Origin of the sequence: Streptomyces sp. NBC_00203 (assembly GCF_045206325.1) — a bacterium.
Lineage (GTDB): Bacteria > Actinomycetota > Actinomycetes > Streptomycetales > Streptomycetaceae > Streptomyces > Streptomyces lutosisoli.
Window position 1 is genome coordinate 3,549,198 of sequence record NZ_CP108126.1, and the last position, 23,477, is coordinate 3,572,674.

Annotated in this window: 14 protein-coding genes; 3 read left to right on the plus strand and 11 right to left on the minus strand. The window is 69.8% G+C overall.

Translation table 11 applies throughout. The features are described 5' to 3' along the window. Positions 1–94: 94 nt before the first annotated feature. Positions 95–2,086, minus strand: a complete 1,992-nt coding sequence (locus OG975_RS16075) for a SpoIIE family protein phosphatase (protein WP_406329860.1) — start codon at positions 2,084–2,086, stop codon at positions 95–97. A 133-nt stretch (positions 2,087–2,219) separates the two neighbouring features. On the opposite strand from OG975_RS16075, the gene OG975_RS16080 reads away from it, so the two are divergent. Together OG975_RS16080 and OG975_RS16085 are read left to right on the plus strand one after the other, a co-directional pair. Next, the gene (locus OG975_RS16080) at positions 2,220–6,365 is read left to right on the plus strand and encodes a HAMP domain-containing protein (RefSeq protein ID WP_406329861.1); all 4,146 of its coding nucleotides are present in this window, start codon (positions 2,220–2,222) and stop codon (positions 6,363–6,365) included. A 12-nt stretch (positions 6,366–6,377) separates the two neighbouring features. Further along, on the plus strand, positions 6,378–6,962 hold the full coding sequence (locus OG975_RS16085; RefSeq protein ID WP_406329863.1) for a two-component system response regulator: 585 nt from the start codon (positions 6,378–6,380) through the stop codon (positions 6,960–6,962). 27 nt (positions 6,963–6,989) lie between these two features. On the opposite strand, the gene OG975_RS16090 is transcribed toward OG975_RS16085, so the two are convergent. Both OG975_RS16090 and lepA read right to left on the minus strand, forming a co-directional pair. Continuing rightward, on the minus strand, positions 6,990–8,864 hold the full coding sequence (locus OG975_RS16090; protein WP_406329864.1) for an AMP-dependent synthetase/ligase: 1,875 nt from the start codon (positions 8,862–8,864) through the stop codon (positions 6,990–6,992). Between the two features lie 263 nt (positions 8,865–9,127). Beyond that, entirely contained in the window at positions 9,128–10,996 is a 1,869-nt protein-coding gene (gene lepA, locus OG975_RS16095) for a translation elongation factor 4 (protein ID WP_406329865.1), read from the minus strand. A gap of 224 nt (positions 10,997–11,220) precedes the next feature. Here lepA and rpsT point away from each other — a divergent pair, with 224 nt between their 5' ends. Then, on the plus strand, positions 11,221–11,487 hold the full coding sequence (gene rpsT / locus OG975_RS16100) for a 30S ribosomal protein S20 (RefSeq protein ID WP_406329867.1): 267 nt from the start codon (positions 11,221–11,223) through the stop codon (positions 11,485–11,487). A gap of 383 nt (positions 11,488–11,870) precedes the next feature. Here the strand turns inward: rpsT and holA are convergent, their stop codons facing one another. The 8 genes from holA to leuS all read right to left on the minus strand — a co-directional run bounded on the left by holA (position 11,871) and on the right by leuS (position 23,095). Then, entirely contained in the window at positions 11,871–12,857 is a 987-nt protein-coding gene (gene holA / locus OG975_RS16105; RefSeq protein ID WP_406329868.1) for a DNA polymerase III subunit delta, read from the minus strand. A 163-nt stretch (positions 12,858–13,020) separates the two neighbouring features. Then, entirely contained in the window at positions 13,021–13,266 is a 246-nt protein-coding gene (locus OG975_RS16110; protein WP_406329869.1) for a hypothetical protein, read from the minus strand. A gap of 164 nt (positions 13,267–13,430) precedes the next feature. After that, positions 13,431–14,264: an arylamine N-acetyltransferase gene (locus OG975_RS16115; RefSeq protein ID WP_406329870.1), complete on the minus strand. Its 834-nt coding sequence runs from the start codon at positions 14,262–14,264 to the stop codon at positions 13,431–13,433. A gap of 4 nt (positions 14,265–14,268) precedes the next feature. Continuing rightward, positions 14,269–16,776 (minus strand): ComEC/Rec2 family competence protein, encoded by a 2,508-nt coding sequence (locus OG975_RS16120; RefSeq protein ID WP_406336285.1) that lies wholly within the window; start codon positions 16,774–16,776, stop codon positions 14,269–14,271. Positions 16,777–16,973: 197 nt separating this feature from the next. Next, positions 16,974–17,897: a helix-hairpin-helix domain-containing protein gene (locus tag OG975_RS16125; protein ID WP_406336286.1), complete on the minus strand. Its 924-nt coding sequence runs from the start codon at positions 17,895–17,897 to the stop codon at positions 16,974–16,976. A 486-nt stretch (positions 17,898–18,383) separates the two neighbouring features. Next, entirely contained in the window at positions 18,384–19,229 is an 846-nt protein-coding gene (locus OG975_RS16130; RefSeq protein ID WP_406329871.1) for a DegV family protein, read from the minus strand. A gap of 81 nt (positions 19,230–19,310) precedes the next feature. Then, complete coding sequence (locus OG975_RS16135; protein WP_406336288.1) at positions 19,311–20,042, minus strand: hypothetical protein; 732 nt, start codon at positions 20,040–20,042, stop codon at positions 19,311–19,313. Between the two features lie 164 nt (positions 20,043–20,206). Next, positions 20,207–23,095 carry a leucine--tRNA ligase gene (gene leuS / locus OG975_RS16140; protein WP_406329872.1) on the minus strand — a complete coding sequence of 963 codons (2,889 nt, stop codon included), beginning with the start codon at positions 23,093–23,095 and terminating at the stop codon, positions 20,207–20,209. Positions 23,096–23,477: the final 382 nt, after the last annotated feature.

Below are 23,477 nucleotides of genomic sequence, written 5' to 3' on the forward strand. Positions count from 1 at the left end.
GTTCCATTGTCCCGTACGCGCGCCGATACTCCGTACGCCCTGCTCTTCGGCCCCTGTCGGTCGTCGGTCCCCCTAGGCCAATAGGCGTCGGCCCCTATTCGGCCTGCAGCACCAGCAAGGCCATGTCGTCCTCCGGAGGCCGCGTACCGAACTCGTGCACCAGCCGGCGGATCCGCTCCGCGACCAGCTCGGCGCTCAGCCCCGCGCAGCCCTCCAGGGCCTTCGCGAGGCCGTCGTCGTCGTCGAACTGGCGAGGCCCGCAGCGCCGCTCCGTCACACCGTCCGTGACGCACAGCACAGTGTCGCCGGGGTGCAGCTCGAAGGTCTCGGAGGTGTAGCAGGCGTCCTCGAAGACGCCGAGGAGGGTCTGCGGCCGGGCCACTTCCCGTACGTCGCCGTCGGGGCCGAGGAGCAGCGGCAGCGGATGCCCGGCGGAGGCCAGGGTGCAGCGCACACCGCCGTCGAAGGGGACCAGCTCGCCGTACAGCATGGACAGGAAGCGCGTCTGCGGGCCCGGGTCGGCGCCGAGGCCCGGCCCGCCCGCCGCCACGAGCGCACGGGCCGCCGCGTCCGCCGCCTCGGTCGCGTCGTCGAGCAGGAGCTGGTTGAGGCGGTCCAGGACGTCGGCGACCTGGTAGCCCTCGCGGGCCAGCAGCCGCAGCCAGGGCCGGGCCAGGCCGATCACGACGGCGGCCTCGGGTCCCTTGCCCTGGACGTCGCCCACCGCGAAGCACCAGCGCCCGTCGCCCGCCGGGAACAGGTCGTAGAAGTCGCCGCTGGGCCCGCCCTTGTCGAGCGGCTCGTACACGAGGGCGCTGCGCACCCCGGGGATCTCGGCGACCGCGCCGGGCAGCAGACCGCGCTGGAGGACCCGGCTGATGGTGGCCTGGCGCGCGTACTGGCGGGCCGCGCCGATGGCGAGGGCGATACGGCGGCTGAGGTCCTCGACGAGCCCGGTGATCTCGTCGGGGAAGTCGATCAGCCCGGCCCGACCGATGACGAGCGTGCCCAGCGGCCGCCCGCCAGCGATCAGCCGGTACGCGAGCGCGGCCCCGCTCACCCCGCGCGCGCCCAGCGCCTCGCCGGGCCAGGGCACGGGGACGGCCCGGGAGCGCACCGCGTCGGGCAGCCGCGGCGGGTCCTTCTCCAGGGCGCGGCGCAGTTCCTCGATGCGGTTCTCGCTGCCGTGCCAGACGCGGGCGAGGCGGGGTCCCAGGGCGAGGCCGAGACCGCCGGCCCGGTCGGTGGCCTCGTCCTCCAGCCACACCGCGCACCAGTCGGCGAGCCGTGGCACGAGCAGCTGCCCGGCGAGCGCGGCCACGAGGTCCTCGTCGAGCTGCCCGGCGAGCAGGTCGGATGCCTCGGCGAGGAAGGAGAGGGCGCCGCGGTTGAGCCAGTCCTGGTCCTGGTGGGCGTTGCGCTTCGGTTCGGGCGGGAGTATCTCGGGGTCGAGCGGCTCGCCGACCCGCAGCCCACGCTCCAGGGCCTGGCCAGTGGCGTACGCCGCTATCTGCTCCTTCTTCGCCATGTGCTCCGCGGTGTCCGCGAACCCGCCGGCTTCCAACACGCTGCCCGTGCCCGCTTCCGCCATGCCGTCGGCGCCCGCGCGCCCGTCGACCGGCAGCCGCGCCCAGACCGTCTTGATGCCTGGCCGGTAAGTGATCCCCCATGCTTCGGAGAGCGAGGCGACGAGCCGCAGCCCGCGCCCGTACTCCGGGGTGCCGTACGGCCGTTCGACGGCGTCGTCGCGTAACGCGCGCGAGGGGTGGTGGTCGGAGATTTCGACGACCAGTGGGCCCGGCGCTTCGTCACTCACGCCTTCGAGGCGGCACAGCAGGTCGACGTCGGTGCCCGCATGCACGACGGCGTTGGTGACGAGTTCGCTGACCACCACGACGGCGTCGTCGATGAGCCGGTCGTCGATGATCTCGGCGCCCGGCAGGGCCAGTTCGGCCCAGTCGGCGAGCGCGCCGCGTACGAACCGGCGGGCGGCTCCGGGCGCGAGCGGAGTGCCCGGCAGCGAGGTGCGAGCGATGGCTTCCTGGCCGGCGCGGTGGTGCGCAGGCGCATCAGGGGCACGCGCCATGGACTCCCGTTGCGTCGGAATGGCCCCCACTGTGCAGCTCCCTGAGCAGATCGGACGAATACGCCTCAGGCGATGCGGACAGAGTGACAGACTGGCCATGCCCATAAGCGCCGAGTTACCGAAGTGGGCCGCCATGAGTGAGAACAGTGGTATGCATGTGCTCGAAGACGGACAGATTCGGGCATCGGATCTGCGTCCGCTGCTCGCGGCGATGGCCGCCGCACGCGACGGTGACTTCACCAAGGTGCCGGAGACCGGGCACGGCCTGGTGGCCGAGCTGAGCATGACGTTCAACCAGATCATCGACCGCAACGCCCATTTCAACACGGAAGTGCAGCGGGTTCGGCGGGAATTGGTACGACACGGGCGGCTCGACGAGCGTCTTTCGGCCAGCCCGGGCCAGGGCAACTGGACTTCGCGCGTCAACGACGTGAACCAGCTGCTCGACGCCCTGGTGGCCCCGGCGGCGAACGCGACACGTGTCCTCGACGCGGTGGCCGGCGGCGATCTGACCCAGCGGGTCGATCTGCACGACGGTAACCGGCAACTGCGGGGCGACTTACGCAGACTGGGCCGTGCGGTCAACAAGATGGTGGACCAGCTCTCCCTCTTCACCGGCGAGGTCACACGTGTCGCCCGCGAGGTCGGCACGGAGGGGCGGCTCGGCGGCCGGGCCAAGGTGACCGGTCTGTCCGGGAGCTGGCGGGATGTGACCGAGGCGGTCAACACGATGGCGTCCCGGCTGACGGCCCAGGTGCGGGACATCGCCCTGGTGACCACGGCGGTGGCGCGCGGCGACCTGACGCGGACGGTGACGGTCGAGGCGACCGGCGAGCTGCTCGAACTGAAGCTCACCGTGAACACGATGGTCGACCAGCTCTCCGCCTTCGCGGACGAGGTGACCAGGGTGGCCCGCGAGGTCGGCACCGAGGGCCAGCTGGGCGGCCGGGCCCAGGTGCGCGGTGTGTCGGGGGTCTGGAAGGACCTCACCGACAACGTCAACTTCATGGCCTCGAACCTGACCTCCCAGGTCCGCAATATCGCCCAGGTGACCACGGCCGTCGCCAACGGCGACCTGAGTCAGAAGATCACGGTCGACGCGCAGGGCGAGATCCTCGAACTCAAGTCGACCATCAACACCATGGTCGACCAGCTCTCCGCGTTCGCCGACGAGGTGACGAGGGTGGCCCGCGAAGTCGGCACCGAGGGAAACCTCGGCGGCCGGGCACAGGTACGCGGTGTGAGTGGCGTCTGGAAGGACCTCACCGACAACGTCAACTTCATGGCGGACAACCTGACTTCGCAGGTCCGCAATATCGCCCTCGTCTCCACGGCGGTGGCCCAGGGCGACCTCGGCAAGAAGATCACCGTCGAGGCGAAGGGCGAGATCCTCGAACTGAAGTCGACCATCAACACCATGGTCGACCAGCTCTCCGCCTTCGCCGACGAGGTCACCCGCGTGGCCCGCGAGGTGGGTACGGAAGGAAACCTGGGCGGGCAGGCCCAGGTCCGCGGCGTGTCCGGCGTCTGGAAAGACCTCACCGACAACGTCAACTTCATGGCCCTGAACCTGACTTCACAGGTCCGGAACATCGCCCAGGTGACGACCGCCGTCGCCAACGGCGACCTGTCGAAGAAGATCACCGTCGACGCCCGCGGCGAGATCCTCGAACTGAAGGACACCGTCAACACGATGGTGGAACAGCTGCGCGCCTTCGCCGACGAGGTCACCCGCGTGGCCCGCGAGGTCGGCACCGACGGCCGGCTCGGCGGCCGGGCCCAGGTGCTCGGCGTCTCCGGTGTCTGGGCCGACCTGACCGACAACGTCAACTACATGGCGGACAACCTGACTTCGCAGGTCAGGAACATCGCCCAGGTCGCCACCGCCGTGGCCCAGGGCGACCTGTCCAAGAAGATCGACGTGGACGCACGCGGCGAGATCCTGGAGCTGAAGACCACCATCAACACGATGGTCGACACGCTCTCCTCCTTCTCCTCCGAGGTCACCCGCGTGGCCCGCGAGGTCGGCTCCGAGGGCCAACTCGGCGGCCAGGCAAGGGTGGAGGGCGTCTACGGGACCTGGAAGCGCCTGACGACGAACGTGAACGAACTCGCGCTCAACCTGACCACCCAGGTCCGCGCGATCGCCGAGGTGGCGTCCGCGGTGGCCCAGGGCGACATGTCCCGCTCCATCACGGTGGAGACCCAGGGCGAGGTCACCGAGCTCAAGGACAACATCAACCTGATGGTGGCCAACCTCCGCGAGACCACCCGCGCGAAGGACTGGCTGGAGTCGAACCTGGCCCGCCTCGCCGCGCTGATGCAGGGCCACCGCGACCTGATGGAGGTCGCCGACCTGATCCTGCGCGAGCTGACCCCGCTGGTGAACGCGCAGTACGGCGCCTTCTTCCTGGCCGACCCGGAGGAAGACACCCTGCGGACCGCCATCCCCGCCAAGGGACTCGCCTTCATCGCCGGGTACGGCTCGGCGCAGGGCGCGACGGTCGACACGGGCGGCATGCCGGTCCACGGACTGGTCCGGCAGGCGGCCCGCGAGAAGAAGCGGATCCTCGTCGATGAGGCCCCGCCGGACTACATCAAGATCAACAGCGGTCTGGGCGAGGCGGCCCCGGCGAGCGTCGTGATCATCCCGATCCTCTTCGAGGACAAGCTGCTGGGCGTGATCGAACTCGCTTCCTTCTCGCGCTTCTCCGACGTCCACCTGGCGTTCTTCGACCAGTTCGTGAACACCATCGGCGTCGCCATCAACACGATCATCGCCAACTCCCGTACGGAGTCCCTGCTCGGCGAGTCCCAGCGCCTGGCCATCCAGCTCCAGGACCGCTCGGACGAACTCCAGTCACAGCAGGCAGAATTGCAGCGTTCGAACGCCGAACTGGAAGAAAAAGCAGCCTTGTTGGCGACCAGCTCCCAGTACAAGTCGGAGTTCCTGGCGAACATGTCGCACGAGCTGCGCACGCCGCTGAACTCGCTGCTGATCCTGGCCCGGCTGCTGTCGGACAACCCGGACGGCCATCTCTCCGACCAGGAAGTGCAGTTCGCGACGACGATCCACCGCTCGGGCTCGGACCTCCTCCAGCTGATCAACGACATCCTCGACCTGTCGAAGATCGAGGCCGGCCGGATGGACGTACGCCCGAAGAGGCTGCCGCTGATCAAGCTGCTCGACTACGTCCACGCCACCTTCCGCCCGCTCACCCTGGACCGGGGGCTCGCCTTCGAGGTGGCCGTCGGCGAGGACGTACCGCGGGAGATGTACTCCGACGAGCAGCGGCTCCAGCAGATCCTGCGCAACCTGCTCTCCAACGCGATCAAGTTCACCGCGACCGGCCGGGTCGAGCTGCGCGTCAACCGCCTCAAGGACCCGGAGCACCTCTTCACCCGCGAGAACAGCGACGACGTGATCGCCTTCGCGGTCTCCGACACCGGCATCGGGATCGCCGCGGAGAAACTCCCGGTGATCTTCGAGGCGTTCCAGCAGGCCGACGGCACCACGAACCGCAAGTACGGCGGCACCGGCCTCGGCCTGTCCATCAGCCGGGAGATCTCCGGACTGCTCGGCGGCCGGATCATCGCGGAGAGCAAGCCCGGCAAGGGCTCCACCTTCACGCTGTACGTCCCTGTCGTGAGCCCCGGGCACTCGGCGACCGGACCAGCCTCCGAGGACCGCCAGGCGCCCGTGCCCGTGCAGCTGTCCAGCGAGCCGTACACCGCCCACGACACCGACGACGCCTGGCCGACACCCACCAAGCTGGAGGCGTGGAAGTCCGGCCGGGCGGGCCAGGTCCTGCCCGGGCGCCGGGTACTGATCGTCGACGACGACATCCGCAACGTCTTCGCGCTCACCCATGTCCTGGGCCGCGTCGGCATGCCCGTCCTGTACGCGGAGAACGGCCGCGAGGGCATCGAGACCCTGGAGCGCAATCCCGATGTCGAGCTCGTCCTGATGGACATCATGATGCCGGAGATGGACGGCTATGAGACGATCTCCGCCATCCGCCGCACCCCCCGCTGGACGGGTCTGCCCATCGTCGCGCTGACCGCGAAGGCGATGCCCGGCGACCGCGAGAAGTCCATCGCACGGGGTGCCAACGACTACGTACCGAAGCCCGTGGACGTCGACCAGCTCCTCACCGTCGTCTGCGCCCTCCTCGATCCGGAGAGCGGAGACGACATGGAGCAGGACGCCGCCGACGGTGCGGTTGTACCGGGACCGAGCACATCAGGGGAGCCCGCAATCCCGCCGACGGCTGAGTGAGGCACAGTCACCATGAGCGCTGAGGCAACGACCGACGAGCGCGCGAGCATCCTCCTTGTCGATGACATGGAGGACAACCTGATCGCACTGGAGGCCGTCCTGGGGTCCCTCAACGAACCGCTGGTGCGCGCGCGTTCGGGCGAGGAGGCGATGAAGGCCCTGCTCCGGCAGCGGTTCGCCGTCGTCCTGCTCGACATCCGGATGCCGGGCATGGACGGCTTCGAGACCGCCGCGAACATCAAACGGCTCGACCAGACGAAGGACGTCCCCATCATCTTCCTGACCGGCACGGACGCCGACGCGGGCTACGCCTTCCGCGGCTACGCGACCGGCGCCGCCGACTACTTGACCAAGCCCTTCGACCCATGGGTGCTACGGGCGAAGGTCACGGTCTTCCTGGACCTGCACCGCAAGAACCAGCAACTGGAGCGGCTGCTCGCGCGCGAACAGGAGCACTTCGACGAGCTCGCCAACCGCCTGAAGAAGATCGAGGTACACATGGCGGCCAGCAGCCTTCAGGACGTCTTCGAACTGCGCCATCAGGTACGGCAGATGGAGGAGCTGCTCAGAGATATGCGTCGGGGGCGGGGCATTTGACGCCCCGCCCCCAGGTGCGGCTTGAGGTCACGCCTCGCGCGAACCCGCGTACATCTCGTCGATCAGGTGCTTGTACTCCCGCTCGACAACCGGCCGCTTCAGCTTCAGACTCGGCGTGATCTCCCCGTGCTCGACATCGAGGTCCCGCGGCAGCAGACGGAACTTCTTGATGGTCTGCCAGCGCTGGAGACCCTCGTTGAGTTCCTTGACGTAGCCCTCGATAAGGGCGACGGTGGCCGGCGCCGCGACGACGTCGGCGTACGACTTGCCCTCCAGCCCGTTGTCCTTGGCCCAGTCGAGGATGGACGGCTCGTCGAGGGCGATGAGCGCGGTGCAGAAGTTCCGGTCGGCGCCGTGCACGAGGATGTTGGAGACGTACGGGCAGACGGCCTTGAACTGGCCCTCGACCTCGGCGGGCGCGATGTACTTGCCGCCGGACGTCTTGATGAGGTCCTTCTTGCGGTCGGTGATGCGCAGGTAGCCGTCGGGCGACAGCTCGCCGATGTCGCCGGTGTGGAACCAGCCGTCCGACTCCAGGACCTCGGCGGTCTTCTCGGGCAGCCCGTGGTAGCCCTCCATGATGCCGGGGCCGCGCAGCAGGATCTCGCCGTCGTCCGCGATACGCACCTCGGTGCCGGGCAGCGGCTTGCCGACCGTGCCGGTGCGGTACGCCTCGCCGGGGTTCACGAAGGAGGCGGCGGAGGACTCCGTGAGGCCGTACCCCTCCAGGATGTGGATGCCGGCGCCGGCGAAGAAGTAGCCGATCTCGGGTGCGAGCGCCGCACTGCCCGAGACGCAGGCGCGCAGGTTGCCGCCGAAGGCCTCGCGGATCTTGGCGAAGACGAGCGCGTCGGCGACCTTGTGCTTGGCGCCGAGCGCGAAGGGCACGGAGGCGGTGCCGGTGCGGCGGAAGTTGTCCTGGCTGGCCTTCGCGTACTCGCGGGAGACCTCGGCGGCCCACTGGAAGATCTTGTACTTGGCGCCGCCGCCGGCCCGCGCCTTGGCCGCGACCCCGTTGTAGACCTTCTCGAAGATGCGCGGGACGGCCGCCATGTACGTCGGCTGCACGACCGGCAGATTCTCGATGATCTTGTCCACCCGGCCGTCGACGGCGGTGACGTGCCCGACCTCGATCTGGCCGGAGGTGAGCACCTTGCCGAAGACGTGCGCGAGCGGCAGCCACAGGTACTGCACGTCGTCGGGGCCGAGCAGTCCGGTCGAGGCGATGGCCTTGGCCATGTACGACCAGTTGTCGTGCGGGAGACGGACGCCCTTGGGGCGGCCCGTGGTGCCCGAGGTATAGATCAGGGTCGCGAGCTGATCGGCGGTGATCGCGCCGACCTTCTCCTTGATCAGGTCGGCGTTCTTCTCCAGGTAGGCGGCACCGCGGGCCTCCAGCTCGGCGAGCGTGAGGACCGAGTCACCGGTCTCGACGCCGGCCGGGTCGATGACCACGACGTGCGTGAGCTCGGAAAGCTCGCCGCGCTTCTCCTGGGCCTTGGCGAGCTGGGCCGCGTCCTCCGCGATGAGGACCTTGCTCTCGGAGTCGGAGAGGATGAACGCCGACTCCTCGGCGTTGGTCTGCGGATACACGGTCGTGGTGGCCGCGCCCGCGCACAGGATGCCGAGGTCGGCCAGGATCCACTCGACCCGCGTGGAGGAGGCGAGCGCGACGCGCTGCTCCGGCTGCACGCCCAGTTCGATCAGTCCGGCCGCGATGGCGAAGACCCGCTCGGCGGCCTGCGCCCAGCTCAGCGACTTCCACTCGTCCGGCCCGTCGCCCGACGCGGCTGGCACCGGGTAGCGGTAGGCCTCGCCGTCCGGCGTGGCCGCCACGCGCTCCAAGAAGAGGCCCGCCACGGACGGCGGGCGGTTCTCGATCAGGGTCTGTGTGTCGCTCACGACATCCTCCGGGGCCCGCGACAGTGCGTGCGTCTGGCTCGACCGACTGCTGTGCGGCTGGCTGGTTGCGGCTGTTGTTTAACTCGCGAGTAACTATCGAGCAGGGATCAGAGTAAAGCGCGACCGCCCAGCGCGTAAGGGGCGGCGGCCTGTCGCTTCCTACAGAGAGCGAACCTACGCACGCGTACGGGCTCGCCGCGCCGAAGCGCGACGAGCCCGCATTGTGCCCGAGTTTCCGGGGGTAACAGCGACTTGCCCGGTGGCTACTTCTTGCCCTTGGCCGCGCCACCGCTGTCGTCGCTGGACAGCACGGCGATGAAGGCCTCTTGCGGAACCTCCACAGAGCCCACCATCTTCATCCGCTTCTTGCCTTCCTTCTGCTTCTCCAGCAGCTTCCGCTTACGGGAAATGTCACCGCCGTAACACTTGGCGAGGACGTCCTTGCGGATGGCGCGGATGGTCTCGCGGGCGATGACCCGGGAGCCGATGGCCGCCTGGATCGGCACCTCGAAGGCCTGCCGCGGGATGAGCTCGCGCAGCTTGGCGACGAGCCGCACACCGTACGCGTACGCGGCGTCCTTGTGCGTGATCGCCGAGAAGGCGTCGACCTTGTCGCCGTGCAGCAGGATGTCGACCTTGACCAGGCTGGAGGCCACCTCGCCGGTGGGCTCGTAGTCGAGCGAGGCGTAGCCGCGGGTCTTGGACTTCAGCTGGTCGAAGAAGTCGAAGACGATCTCGGCGAGCGGCAGCGTGTAGCGGATCTCGACCCGGTCCTCGGAGAGGTAGTCCATGCCGAGCAGGGTGCCGCGCCGGGTCTGACACAGCTCCATGATCGAGCCGATGAACTCGGAGGGCGCGAGGATCGTCGCCCGGACGACCGGCTCGTAGACCTTGTCGATCTTCCCCTCGGGGAACTCGCTCGGGTTGGTGACGACGTGCTCGCTGCCGTCCTCCATCTCGACGCGGTACACGACGTTCGGCGCGGTGGCGATGAGGTCGAGCCCGAACTCGCGCTCCAGCCGCTCCCGGATGACGTCGAGGTGCAACAGCCCGAGGAAACCGACGCGGAAGCCGAACCCGAGCGCGGCGGACGTCTCCGGCTCGTAGACGAGCGCGGCGTCGTTGAGCTGGAGTTTGTCGAGCGCGTCGCGCAGCTCGGGGTAGTCGGACCCGTCCAGCGGATAGAGCCCGGAGAAGACCATGGGCCTGGGGTCCTTGTACCCGCCGAGCGCCTCGGTCGCCCCCTTGTGCAGGGTGGTGATGGTGTCACCGACCTTGGACTGCCGGACGTCCTTCACCCCGGTGATGAGATAACCGACCTCGCCGACACCGAGCCCGTCGGCCGCCTTCATCTCGGGGGCCGAGACACCGATCTCCAGCAGCTCGTGGGTCGCGCCGGTGGACATCATCCGGATGCGCTCACGCTTGTTGAGCTGGCCGTCGATGACACGTACGTACGTCACGACACCGCGGTACGAGTCGTAGACCGAGTCGAAGATCATCGCGCGGGCGGGGGCGTCCTGGACGCCGACCGGGGCGGGAATCTCGGCGACGACCTTGTCGAGCAGGGCCTCGACGCCCAGACCCGTCTTGGCGGAGACCTTGAGAACGTCCTCGGGGTCGCAGCCGATGAGGTTGGCCAGCTCCTCGGAGAACTTCTCCGGCTGGGCGGCCGGCAGGTCGATCTTGTTCAGTACGGGGATGATCTTGAGGTCGTTCTCCATCGCCAGGTAGAGGTTGGCGAGAGTCTGCGCCTCGATGCCCTGCGCCGCGTCGACGAGCAGGACCGTGCCTTCACAGGCCGCGAGGGACCGGGACACCTCGTACGTGAAGTCGACGTGCCCGGGGGTGTCGATCATGTTGAGGATGTGGGTGGTGCCCGGGTCCTCGGTCGGGGCCCAGGGCAGCCGGACCGCCTGGGACTTGATCGTGATGCCGCGCTCGCGCTCGATGTCCATGCGGTCGAGGTACTGAGCGCGCATCTGCCGCTGATCAACCACCCCGGTCAGCTGGAGCATGCGGTCGGCGAGCGTGGACTTGCCGTGGTCGATGTGCGCGATGATGCAGAAATTGCGAATCAGAGCCGGGGCGGTACGGCTCGGCTCGGGCACATTGTTAGGGGTCGCGGGCACGCAGGGTCCTGTCTCTTGAGGCGCCTGTCGCCTCGGGTCGGATCGATACGTAGGCTCCATGGTCCCACGGGCGGGGACCTGCGACCGGTTTGGGCCGGTCGTGCGGCTACTGGTAGCCTGAGTGGCTGTGTCTCATGCCCTCTCTGCAGGAGGCACACCCCAAGGAAATCAAACGGCGAGTGAGACGTGCTGTCTCGCGCGCCTGAACCTGTAAAGGCTCATTCGTGGCGAACATCAAGTCCCAGATCAAGCGGATCAAGACCAACGAGAAGGCCCGGCTGCGCAACAAGGCCGTCAAGTCTTCCCTGAAGACCGCGATCCGCAAGGCCCGCGAGGCCGCTGCCGCGGGTGACGCCGAGAAGGCCACCGAGTACACGCGCGCCGCGTCGCGCGCTCTCGACAAGGCTGTCTCGAAGGGCGTCATCCACAAGAACCAGGCCGCCAACAAGAAGTCGGCGCTTGCTTCGAAGGTCGCTTCCCTCCAGGGCTGAGTCGGCTGAGCCCTCCGGGGCTCAACCCCTGACTTGACCGCCGGAAAGGACCCAGCGGGCCCTCTCTTCCGCTCCTGCCCGGCACCCCCGGATCCGTGCGCGGCCTGCGTTCGCCACGCGGGCACGGCTCCAAGATCTCGAACCGAGACCCCGTTCCCCTCCTTCCCCAGGAGGACGAGCGGGGTCTTCGGCGTGAAGCGCCCCTTCAGGGGCGCGGGGAACGGCGCGAGCAACCTCCACCGGCCGGCAGCCGAACTCTCTTAAGGGGCGCGGGGAACTGCGCAATCTTTTAGCGGGGGTCTGGGGGCGCAGCCCCCAGGTACGGATGGGACGGGTAGGGGCGGCGGGGGCGAAGAAACCCAGCTCAGCCCACCCCGGAGCCGCTAGCCCCGGCGCGACCGCGCAGCCCGGGCAATCGCAACGACCGCCTTCTCCAGGGCGTACTCAGGATCATCCCCCCCACCCTTGACCCCGGCATCGGCTTCGGCAACCGCCCGCAGAGCAACAGCGACCCCATCCGGCGTCCACCCCCGCATCTGCTGCCGCACCCGATCAATCTTCCACGGCGGCATCCCCAGCTCCCGCGCAAGATCAGCCGGCCGCCCCCCACGCGCGGAGGACAGCTTCCCAATCGCCCGCACCCCCTGAGCCAACGCACTGGTGATCAGGACCGGCGCGACCCCAGTCGACAGAGACCACCGCAACGCCTCCAACGCCTCCGCCGCCCGCCCCTCCACGGCCCGGTCGGCCACGGTAAAACTCGACGCCTCGGCCCGCCCCGTGTAGTACCGCCCGACCACCGCCTCGTCGATCGTCCCCTCGACATCCGCGGTCAGCTGAGACACCGCGGACGCCAGCTCCCGCAGATCACTCCCGATCGAGTCGACAAGCGCCTGGCAGGCCTCCGGCGTGGCCGACCTCCCCAGCGCCCGGAACTCACTCCGCACGAACGCCAGCCGATCCGCGGGCTTGGTCATCTTGGGGCACGCCACCTCCCGCGCCCCCACCTTGCGCGCGGCATCGAGCAGCCCCTTGCCCTTGGCCGCACCCGCGTGCAGCAGCACGAGGGTGATCTCCTCGGCCGGCGCCTCCAGGTACGCCTTCACGTCCTTGATGGTGTCGGCCGAAAGATCCTGCGCATTGCGTACGACCACGACCTTGCGCTCGGAGAAGAGCGACGGACTCGTCAGCTCGGCAAGCGTGCCGGGCTGCAACTGGTCCGGGGTGAGGTCCCGTACATCCGTGTCGGCGTCGGCGGCCCTGGCGGCGGCCACCACCTCCTGAACGGCACGGTCGAGCAGGAGGTCCTCCTGGCCCACGGCAAGCGTGACGGGGGCGAGAGGGTCGTCATTAGCAGTCTTCCTGGCCATCACCGAAAGCATCCCACGCGCCACTGACAACGCGATCCCACCCCGCAAGAAGCGCGGGGTCGTGGCATATGCGGCTCAGCCGCGTGGGCGCGACCAGCGCAGCCGACCCGCAGTCGCCCCCTCGCCCCCCGCATCTCCGGGCTCGACTCCTCCCAGCGGAGCCCTACGGCTCTTCCCGCCAGCCGTCCCACTCCCCCGCGAACTCGTCCAGTTCCTTCGGGTCCAGCCGCTCCGCGGGGTCCGTCAGAACCACCAGCCACTGCGCGTCCTCGGCATCGTCCTCACCGGCCAGCGCGTCCCGTACGAGCTGCGGCTCCTCATCGAGTCCGAACCGGTCACCGACCGCCTCCGCCGCCTCTTCCGCAGCATCGCGGTCGGGCAGCACCAGCACATGTCTCACATCGCTCACATGGACATTTTCCGATACGCCCGGTGGGCCCGACGACGGGGTCGGCCATCACGGCGACCGAGGACCGAACGCTGGGCCGGCCCTGGAGCACGATCCCCACATTCCAGGTCGGTCCCACCCGTGTGCCGCCACTACACACGCTCCCCCTCCCCCCTCCCCCTGCCTCACTCCCGCGCCTTCCTCACCTCCGGCACCTGGTCCAGCTCGATCCCGAAGCGCTCCCGATACGTGGCCAGCACCTCCTCGTCCGTGACCAGTGCCGACACTGTCTTCGTCCGCTCAGGAGTCGTCACCGTGAAGTTCCGGCCGCTGAGCGTGATCCTCCCTCCGTCCTCCGTGACCCGCGAACAGACCAGCGACCGCGCGAAATGCGACTCCGGCGAGGTGCTGTGCCACCAGGCCCCGGTGACAAAGTCCCCGAGCACCCGCGGCCGTACCTCCAAGCGGTACTGCGCCTTACCGTCCCGGACGACGTCGAGATCCATGCTCTCCCGCGAACCGCCGGCACCCCGTACCCCCGCCGAGTCCGGCCCCGACTCGACGACCTGGAACGTGCCGCCGGGATCCTCCTGCTCCCCCCGCTCCCCGAAGGCCAGCGGATAGAGGCTGTGCGCCCCGAACCCGACGTCGGTCAGCCAGTCGCCCCCGTCCACCGTCCGCACCCGCAGCGCGAGATGGTCGTACGGAATCCCGAGCCGCCCCTCTTCGCCGTACACCCGCGCCGCGAGCAGCGTCACGTCGAAGCCCAGCGCCCCCAGCAACGCTCCGAACGCCCCGTTCAGTTCGTAGCAGAAGCCACCCCTGCGAGCGCCCACCACCTTGTCCAGCAGCCTCTTCTCCTCCAGCACGATCTCCTCACCGAGGTGAATCGACAGGTTCTCGAAGGGCACCGTCTTCAGATGGCGCAGCTGAAGCTCGCGGAGCACATCGGACGTGGGCCATGCGGGGTACTGGGTCCCGATCCTGCGGAGGTAGGCGTCGGCCTGTGCGGAATTCATGGGTTCAGTCTCTCGCCACGCTCAGTCCTCCGCCCACACCGACGACGGCCAGCGCCCCGTCGTGGTCCGTACGCAGCACCACCGCACCTGCGGCCCGCAACGCCGCGACCGTACTCGGCGCGGGATGCCCGTACGGGTTGTCCTTGCCACACGAGATCAAGGCGAGCCGCGGGGCCACCCTGCGTATGAGGTCCGGGTCCTGGTAGGCCGAGCCATGATGGGCGACCTTGAGAACGTCCACGGCTCCCAGCTCCTCCGCCGCCGGCGATCTCAACAGGGCCCGCTGGGCCGGTGGTTCGAGATCCCCGAGCAACAGCAGCCGCAGCCCCGCCGACCGTACGAGCAGGGCGACACTGGCGTCGTTCGGGCCGTCCGGCGTGGGGGCCGGACTCGGTGGCGGCCACAGCACCCGCCAGTCGAGGCTTCCCGTGCGCCGCCGCTCCCCCGCCACGGCCCGGGTCACGGGGATGTGCCGTGCGGCCGCCTCCCTTCGTACGAACTCGGCCTGGTCCGGCGGCTCTTCGAAGCCGGTCGTCTCGATCGCGCCCACCGAACGCCCGCTCAGCACGCCCGGCAGCCCCGCCACATGGTCGGCGTGGAAGTGCGTCAGTACGACGAGCAGAATCCTGGTGACGCCGAGCGCGCTCAGGCAGCGGTCGACCAACACCGGGTCGGGCCCGGCGTCCACCACCACCGCGGTGCCGTCGCCCGCCGCGAGCACCGTCGCATCCCCCTGCCCCACGTCGCACATCGCGAACCGCCAGCCGGGCGGCGGCCACCCCGTGATCACCCTGGTGAGAGGCGGCGGCTGCACCACGACCAACAGGAACAGCAGCACGCAGGCGCCACTCAGCCACGGGTGTCCCAGCAGCCGTCGGCCGACGAGCACGACCACCGCCGTGACCAGAGCGAGCAGCAGCGCCCCCGTCCAAGTGCCCGGCCAGTCCACTCCCCCGCCGGGCAGAGCCGCGCCGGTACGCGCGATGTCGGCGATCCATCGGGCGGGCCAACTCGCGCACCACGCCAGGGCCTTGGCGACGGGAAGCGCCACGGAGGCCGTCGCCAGTGTCGCGAAACCCAGCAACGTGGCCGGCGCGACCGCGAACTCCGCGAGCAGATTGCACGGCACCGCCACCAGGCTCACCCGAGCCGACAGGACGGCGACAACCGGTGCGCACAGGGCCTGTGCCGCAGCGGCCGCTGCGAGCGCCTCGGCCAGACGCGGCGGCACTCGGCGCCTCTGGAGCGCCGCACTCCACCGCGGGGCGAGCGTGAGCAGGGCGCCGGTCGCCAGGACGGAGAGCAGGAAGCCGTAGCTGCGGGCCAGCCACGGGTCGTACAGCACCAGCAGCAGGACGGCCGTGGCCAGCGCGGGGATCAGCGATCTGCGGCGTCCGGTCGCGATGGCGAGCAGTGCGATCGATCCGCAGGCCGCGGCCCGCAGCACGCTCGGGTCCGGTCGGCAGACGATCACGAACGCGAGCGTGAGCCCTCCGCCGAGCAGTGCGGTCGCCCGCAGCGGAACACCGAGCCGCGGTGCGAGACCGCGCCGCTCGGCGCGCTGGGCGAGGCCCGGCGGCCCGATGAACAGGGCGAGCAAGATCGTGAAGTTGCCCCCACTGACAGCCAGAAGGTGAGTGAGGTCGGTCGCCTTGAACGTGTCGTCCAACTCCGGTGTGACGCGTGAGGTGTCCCCCACGACCAGCCCCGGCAGCAGCGCCCGCGCGTCGGCCTCCAGCCCGTCGGTCGCCTCCCGCAGGCCCTCACGCAGCCGGCCGGCGAACCGCTGCGGCCCGGATGGCTCTCCCACCACCTCGGGCGGCGCGCCGCCCCGCACGCGTAGGACAGCCGCGATGTCGTCCCCGCCCGACAGGGCTGGCACCAGCCGCGCCGACACTCGCAACCTCGTGGACGGCAGCAGCGACAGCCAGGGCGAACCCTCGCCGGCAAGCCCAGGCGACCCCCTTGGCGAGCGCGCGTCGACAATCACCAGCACCGGTGCACGCGTCGCGACGACCGTCCCGTCCGCCCGCGTCACCCGCCGGACCTCCGCGTCCATCAGCACGGCCGTCGGAGCCATGTGATCCCCCTTGATCCGGGGCCTGGTGAGCCGTGGATCGGAGGTGATCTCCACCTCTGCGGTCACGTTGGCGAACTGCCGCGCCAGGGTGGGCACAGGCCCACGTCGCAGATCCGCCCCGTGCAAGCCCGCGGAGGCCGCAGCCGCGGCGACACAGAGCAGGACGGCGGCAACGGAGACCCTCGGCCACGAAAGCGACCGCCCTCCCCCGCGTCCCTCCGCGCCACGCGCCCCTCTCCGCCCCGCCAGCAACAGCGCACCACCCGCGACGAGGGATACCAGCACCGCACCCATGACCCACCCCGGCGGGGCGTCCACCGTCAGAGCCGCCGTCACCCAGGCCGCCAGAGCGGGCGGCACGAGCCGGAGATCCGCCGGTCCTTCCTCCTGTGGATGCGAGGCCCCCAGCCGCTTGCCCGAAGCGGCATGCACGGTCCGTCGGCTCGCGGCACCCGAGACACGCGCACGATCCGGCGCGGCAGCCCCCGGCCGCTCCGGCACCCCCGACGCGCCCGGCTGCTCCGGTACCTCCGACGCGCCCGGCTGCTCCGGTACCTCCGACACCTCGGGCCGCTCCGGCTCATCCATCCGCTCGGGCCGACCCAGCCGCTCCAGCCGCTCCGACCCACTCATGGCCGCACCAGATTCCGCAGATCGGCGAACCGGCGATCCCCGATTCCGTTCACCTCGCGGAGCTCGTCGACCGAGCGGAAGCCGCCGTGTTGGGTGCGGTAGTCGATGATGTGCTGGGCCAGGACGGGGCCGACGCCTGGGAGGCCGTCGAGCTGGTCCACGGTGGCCGTGTTGAGGGCGACCGGAGCCGAGGGTGCCGCACCGGCGGTGGATCCACCGGCGCCGACTGGGCCCGCACCGCCCGCGCCTGGTCCCACGGCGGACGCGGGAGCGCCGACGACGATCTGTTCGCCGTCCACGAGGAGCCGCGCGCGGTTGAGACCCTCGGTGTTCGTGCCGGGGCGCACCCCGCCCGCCGCGCGCAGCGCGTCCTCGACACGGGAACCGGTCGGCAATCGCTGGAGCCCGGGGCTGCGCACCTTGCCACTGACGTCCACGACCATCGCTGTTCCGGCGGGACTCGGCGCTCCGGCCGAGGCATCCGGTCCCGCGTCCGACTGCTCCCCCTGTCCGGTCTTCGCCCCGTACGGAGCCGCCGCCCGCACCACCTCGGGGGCTCGGACCGACTGAGTCCTGCCGGCCCAGAAGTGCTGCGTGGCGAAGACCGCGGCGACGACAAGCAGTACGGTCAGCGCGGCCACGTTCTTGCGCTCAAGACCGCACCTCGACTGCAGCCACAACGGCATCCGCTCCCGCACTGCGAGCCCGGCCCGGTCCCGCCACGCCCCCGACTCCGCCGTACTCGAAGCGACGTCGACGTGCACTGCGTGAGTTTCGTCGTGCGCGCCGACACGCACTCCACCGCGCGATCCAGCGTCAGCAGCAGCACCCGCATTCGGCGCACCAGAACCCGCACCCGCACCCGTGCTCGGCGCACCACGGTCCACAGTCCCGCTTGCCCAGGAGTCATCAGAGCTCAGCGACCCGAGCGCCTGGGCCCCTTCGAGGTCCAACGTCCCGCGTACCCGGGAACCGCCACGGCCCAAGGCCTCGCGAACACGGTTGTCCAGTCCCCGCACATCGGCAACACCCGACCCCACCGCGGTGGTCGCCTTGGGACCGTCCCCCACATCCCGATCCGACCCCGGCGGCCCGTTCCCCAACTCCCGCCGCTCTCCGGCCCTTTCGGCGAAGAGCGCCTCCGCGCGCATTCGAAGGGCCTCGGCCGATGCCTCACGGCGTCGGGTCCGGCTCCGCGGGTGGTGGTGACGGCGATGACGGCTGCGGCCGTCGGAGACAGGGCCACGACCCGGGCCGCTGGTCGGTGTGGCGGTGCGTGAGCGTGATCGAAGTGCCATGCGCCGAGGGTCCGACACCCCGGCGCTTTCGCGATGATCTTGCTCAATTCCGGTGGATTACTGCCCAGTTGTGGATAACTCTCTCACCCACACGTGTGGTGCGCGCTCTCACCGAGGTGAGACAACCGCCCCCAGCAGCCCAGGCCCCGTGTGCGCTCCGATCACCGCTCCGACCTCACTGACATGCAGATCGGCCAGCCCGGGCACCCGCGCCCGCAACCGGTCCGCGAGTGCCGCGGCCCGCTCGGGGGCGGCCAGATGATGGACGGCGATGTCGACCTGGGTGTCGCCCGCGCGCACGGCAACGATCTCCTCCAGCCGGGCGATCGCCTTGGACGCCGTCCGCACCTTCTCCAGGAGTTCGATGCGGCCGTCGTCCAGCTGCAGGAGTGGCTTCACCGCGAGCGCGGAGCCCAGCAGAGCCTGCGCGGCCCCGATCCGGCCGCCCCGGCGGAGATAGTCGAGGGTGTCGACGTAGAAGTACGCGAAGGTGCCCGCGGCCCGCTTCTCCGCGGCTGTGACCGCGTCGTCGATCGTGCCCCCCGCCTCCGCGGACTCGGCCGCGGCCAGCGCGCAGAACCCGAGGGCCATCGCGACCATCCCGGTGTCCACCACCCGCACCGGCACCGGAGCGTCCCGCGCCGCGAGCACCGCGGCGTCGTACGTGCCTGAGAACTCGGACGACAGGTGGAGGGAGACAATGCCGGTGGCGCCGGACTCGGCGACCTTGCGGTAGGTCGCGGCGAAGAGCTCGGGGCTGGGCCGGGACGTCGTGACGGGGCGCCGCTTCTGCAGCGCCTGGGCCAGGGAGCGGGCCGAGATCTCGGTGCCCTCTTCGAGTGCCTGGTCACCGAGGACCACGGTCAGGGGCACCGCTGTGATGCCGTGGCGCTCCATCGTCAGCGGCGGCAGGTAGGCCGTTGAATCGGTGACGATAGCGACATGGCGGGACATGAGCTGGAGATTACCTGTCGGGGCGGGTGAGCGGCAGCCCGGCCCCTCCCACCTGCGGCTGGAGCGGCTGGGGCGGCCGGATCAAGTCGTGCTCTCGGGGCGGGGCTTCTTCTGCCAGGGGTAGGCGGGGCGTCGGCCGGGCGGGGTGATGGCGGAGCGCGTCGGCTCCTCGGCCGTACGGGACTGCGGGGTCTCCGGCCAGGTCTGTCCGCCGGAGGTGGTCGCATCCGGTGCGGGTGCCTCGGGCCAAGGAGCTGTGGGCGAAGCGGGCTTCGGCTCCGTCGTCCAGTGCCGCAGCGCGCCGGCCTCCACGTCTATCTGGGCGCTCAGCGAGTCCAGGTCGTCGTCCGCGAAGCGGCGGGCCCGGTCGCGCGCGGCCCAGCGCAGCGAGTCCGCCGACTGCGTGATCCGCTCGGTGCGCTCGCGCAGTCCGGGCAGCCGCGAGGCGAGCGTGCCGCGGTCGGGCTCGGTCTCCAGGCGCTTGAGCTCGCCGTCCAGTTCGTGCCCGTGCGCGCTGAGCCGCTCGAAGAGGCTCAGGGACTCCTTCAGCGACTCGTCCTCCGCCACGCCCGCGTGCAGCGCGTCCTGCGTGGCCCGCATCGACGTGCGCAGCTTGAGCCGGAGCTGGGCCAGCTCGCCCATCGGGCCCGGCTGGGCGAACGTCTTGGCACGCAGTGTCGTGTCCTCGACCGTGCGGCGCGCCTGCGAGATCGTGCGGTCCACGCCTCGCTTGGCGGCGCCGACCACCTTCACCGTGGCGTACGCGCCCAGCACCACGAACAGCAGAAAGAGCAGGGCGATCACTGTGATCACGGTTCCCACCACGCTCCTCCTCAGACCTGTCGCGACGGCTGCCGTCGCGCTCTTCAACGGTAAACGCTACGGGCAGGTTCGGAGTTCCAGAAGAACCCCGAACCTGCCCGTAGGGGACTACCCCGAGTCACTCGAACCCACCGGCTCCGACTCGGCGGAGACCGCTACGCCGTAACGATGTTCACCAGCTTCGGCGCCCGCACGATCACCTTGCGGATCCCCGCGCCGCCCAGCGCCGCGACGACCTTCTCGTCGGCCAGCGCGACCTTCTCCAGCTCCTCGTCGGAGATCGACGGGGAGACCTCCAGGCGCGCCTTGACCTTGCCCTTGATCTGCACGACGCAGGTCACGGCCTCGTCCACGACGTACGCCGGGTCGGCGACCGGGAAGTCCTGGTGGACGACCGAGTCGGTGTGGCCCAGCTTGCGCCACAGCTCCTCGGCGATGTGCGGGGCCAGCGGCGCCACCAGCAGCACCAGGGCCTCGGCGACGCTTCGCGACACCGGGCCGCCCACCTTGGTCAGGTGGTTGTTCAGCTCGGTGACCTTGGCAATGGCGGTGTTGAACCGCATGCCCTCCAGGTCCTGACGTACGCCGTCGATGGCCTTGTGCAGGGCACGCAGGGTGTCCTCGTCCGGCTCGGTGTCGACGACGGTGGCCTCACCGGTCGCCTCGTCGACGACGTTGCGCCACAGCCGCTGCAGCAGCCGGAACTGGCCCACCACCGCGCGCGTGTCCCACGGCCGGGACACGTCCAGGGGACCCATCGCCATCTCGTACAGGCGCAGCGTGTCCGCCCCGTACTCGGCGCAGATCTCGTCCGGAGTGACGGCGTTCTTCAGGGACTTGCCCATCTTGCCCAGCAGCCGGGAGACCTTCTCGCCCTGGTAGTAGTACGCGCCGTCGCGCTCCTCCACCTCGGCGGCGGGCACCGCGATGCCACGGCTGTCGCGGTACACGAAGGCCTGGATCATGCCCTGGTTGAACAGCTTGTGGAACGGCTCGACCGAGGAGACATGCCCCAGGTCGAACAGCACCTTGGACCAGAAGCGCGCGTACAGCAGGTGCAGCACGGCGTGCTCGGCGCCGCCGACGTACAGGTCGACGCCGCCGTGCGGCTGGCCCTCGCGCGGGCCCATCCAGTACTGCTCGATGGCCGGGTCGACCAGCTTCTGGTCGTTGTGCGGGTCCAGGTAGCGCAGCTCGTACCAGCAGGAACCGGCCCAGTTGGGCATGGTGTTGGTCTCGCGGCGGTACTTCTGCGGGCCGCGGCCGTCGCCCAGGTCCAGGGTGACGTTGACCCAGTCCTCGTTGCGGGACAGCGGGGTCTCCGGGGACGTGTTCGCGTCGTCCGGGTCGAAGGTGCGCGGCGAGTAGTCCTCGACCTCCGGCAGCTCCAGGGGCAGCATCGACTCGGGCAGCGAGTGGGCGACGCCGTCCTCGTCGTAGACGATCGGGAAGGGCTCGCCCCAGTAGCGCTGGCGGCTGAACAGCCAGTCACGCAGCCGGAAGTTGACGGTGCCCTCGCCGATGCCCTTGCGCGCCAGCCACTCGGTGATGCGGGCCTTGGCGTCGGCGACGCCCAGGCCGTCCAGCGAGATGTCGTCGTTGGCGGAGTTGATGATCTTCGCGTCGTACGACCCGAAGGCGTTCTCCCACGTCGACGTGTCGGTGCCGCGGCCGTCGGTCGGCTCGACGATGCAGTGGATCGGCAGCTCGAAGGCGCGCGCGAACTCGAAGTCGCGCTGGTCGCCCGCCGGGACGGCCATGATCGCGCCGGTGCCGTAGCCCATCAGTACGTAGTCGGCGATGAAGACCGGGACCTGCTCGCCGTTGACCGGGTTGGTCGCGTACGCGCCGGTGAAGACGCCGGTCTTGTCCTTGGCCTCGGCCTGCCGCTCGACATCGGACTTCGAGGCGGCCTGCGCACGGTAGGCGGCGACGGCCTCGGCCGGGGTCGCGTTTCCGCCCGTCCACACCTCGTGGGTGTCCTGGGGCCAGGCGGCCGGGGTGAACTTCTCGACCAGCGGGTGCTCGGGCGCCAGCACCATGTAGGTGGCGCCGAACAGGGTGTCCGGGCGGGTGGTGAAGACCGTGATCGCTTCGCCGTCGATCGGGAAGTCGACGCGGGCGCCCTCGGAGCGGCCGATCCAGTTGCGCTGCTGCAGCTTGATGGCCTCGGGCCAGTCCAGCGCGTCCAGGTCGTTCAGCAGCCGGTCGGCGTAGGCGGTGATGCGCATGTTCCACTGGCGCAGCTTGGCCTTGAAGACGGGGAAGTTGCCGCGCTCGGAACGGCCGTCGGCGGTGACCTCCTCATTGGCCAGTACGGTGCCCAGTCCGGGACACCAGTTGACGGGCGCGTCGGAGGCGTACGCCAGGCGGTACCCGCTCAGGACGTCGGCGCGCTCGGCGGCGCTCAGCTCGTTCCACGCGCGCGTGGTGCCGCCGACGGCCGGAACGGCACGCTCACCGCTCTCGAACTGGGCGACCAGCTCGGTGATCGGGCGGGCCTTGTCGGCCTCGTCGTCGTACCAGGAGTTGAAGATCTGCAGGAAGATCCACTGGGTCCACTTGTAGTACTCCGGGTCGATCGTGGCGAACGACCGGCGCTTGTCGTGGCCCAGGCCCAGCGCGCGCAGCTGGGACTTCATGTTGTTGATGGCCGCCTCGGTGGTGATCCGAGGGTGCTCGCCCGTCGACACGGCGTGCTGCTCGGCGGGCAGGCCGAAGGCGTCGAAGCCCAGGGTGTGCAGGACGTTGTGGCCCGTCATGCGCTGATACCGGGCGGATACATCGGTGGCGATGTAGCCCAGGGGGTGGCCGACGTGCAGGCCCGCACCGGAGGGGTACGGGAACATGTCCATGATGAACTTCTTGGGCTTGGCGACCAGCTCGGGGTCTCCGGCCAGGTCGCCGCTCGGGTTCGGCGCCTCGTACGTGCCTTCGGCGTCCCAGAAGTCCTGCCAGCGTGCCTCGATCTCAGCGGCCAGGACGGCCGTGTAGCGGTGCGGCGCGGCCACCTCGGAGGTGGCAGCGGTAGTCGTCTCGCTCATGATCCTCAAAGCTCCATCGATCGTCTCTGCCAGCGGCTTGGAAATGAAAAATCCCCTCGCACAGGAGGGGACGCCGCGCCGATTCCGACCACGAATCGTCAGTGGTCGGGACTGATCAGCGCGGCTCACTAAGCAGAAGGCGTACGGCACGCATGGCGTCAGGGTACCGCAGCCCCCGCGCGCGTCGCGACGAGCTTCCGGGACCGCTCGGCACCCCGTGCCATCCCGCACGATCACCGCAAAACACTGAACAATATTCAAATATTACTTCGCGTAACGGACTCTAAGGGACAACACAAAGACCTCATTGCCCTTTGATAACAACGCAATAACTCAAACGTCGTACCCATCGGTATGGCTCGACTTAGAGTGCGGCTTCGGG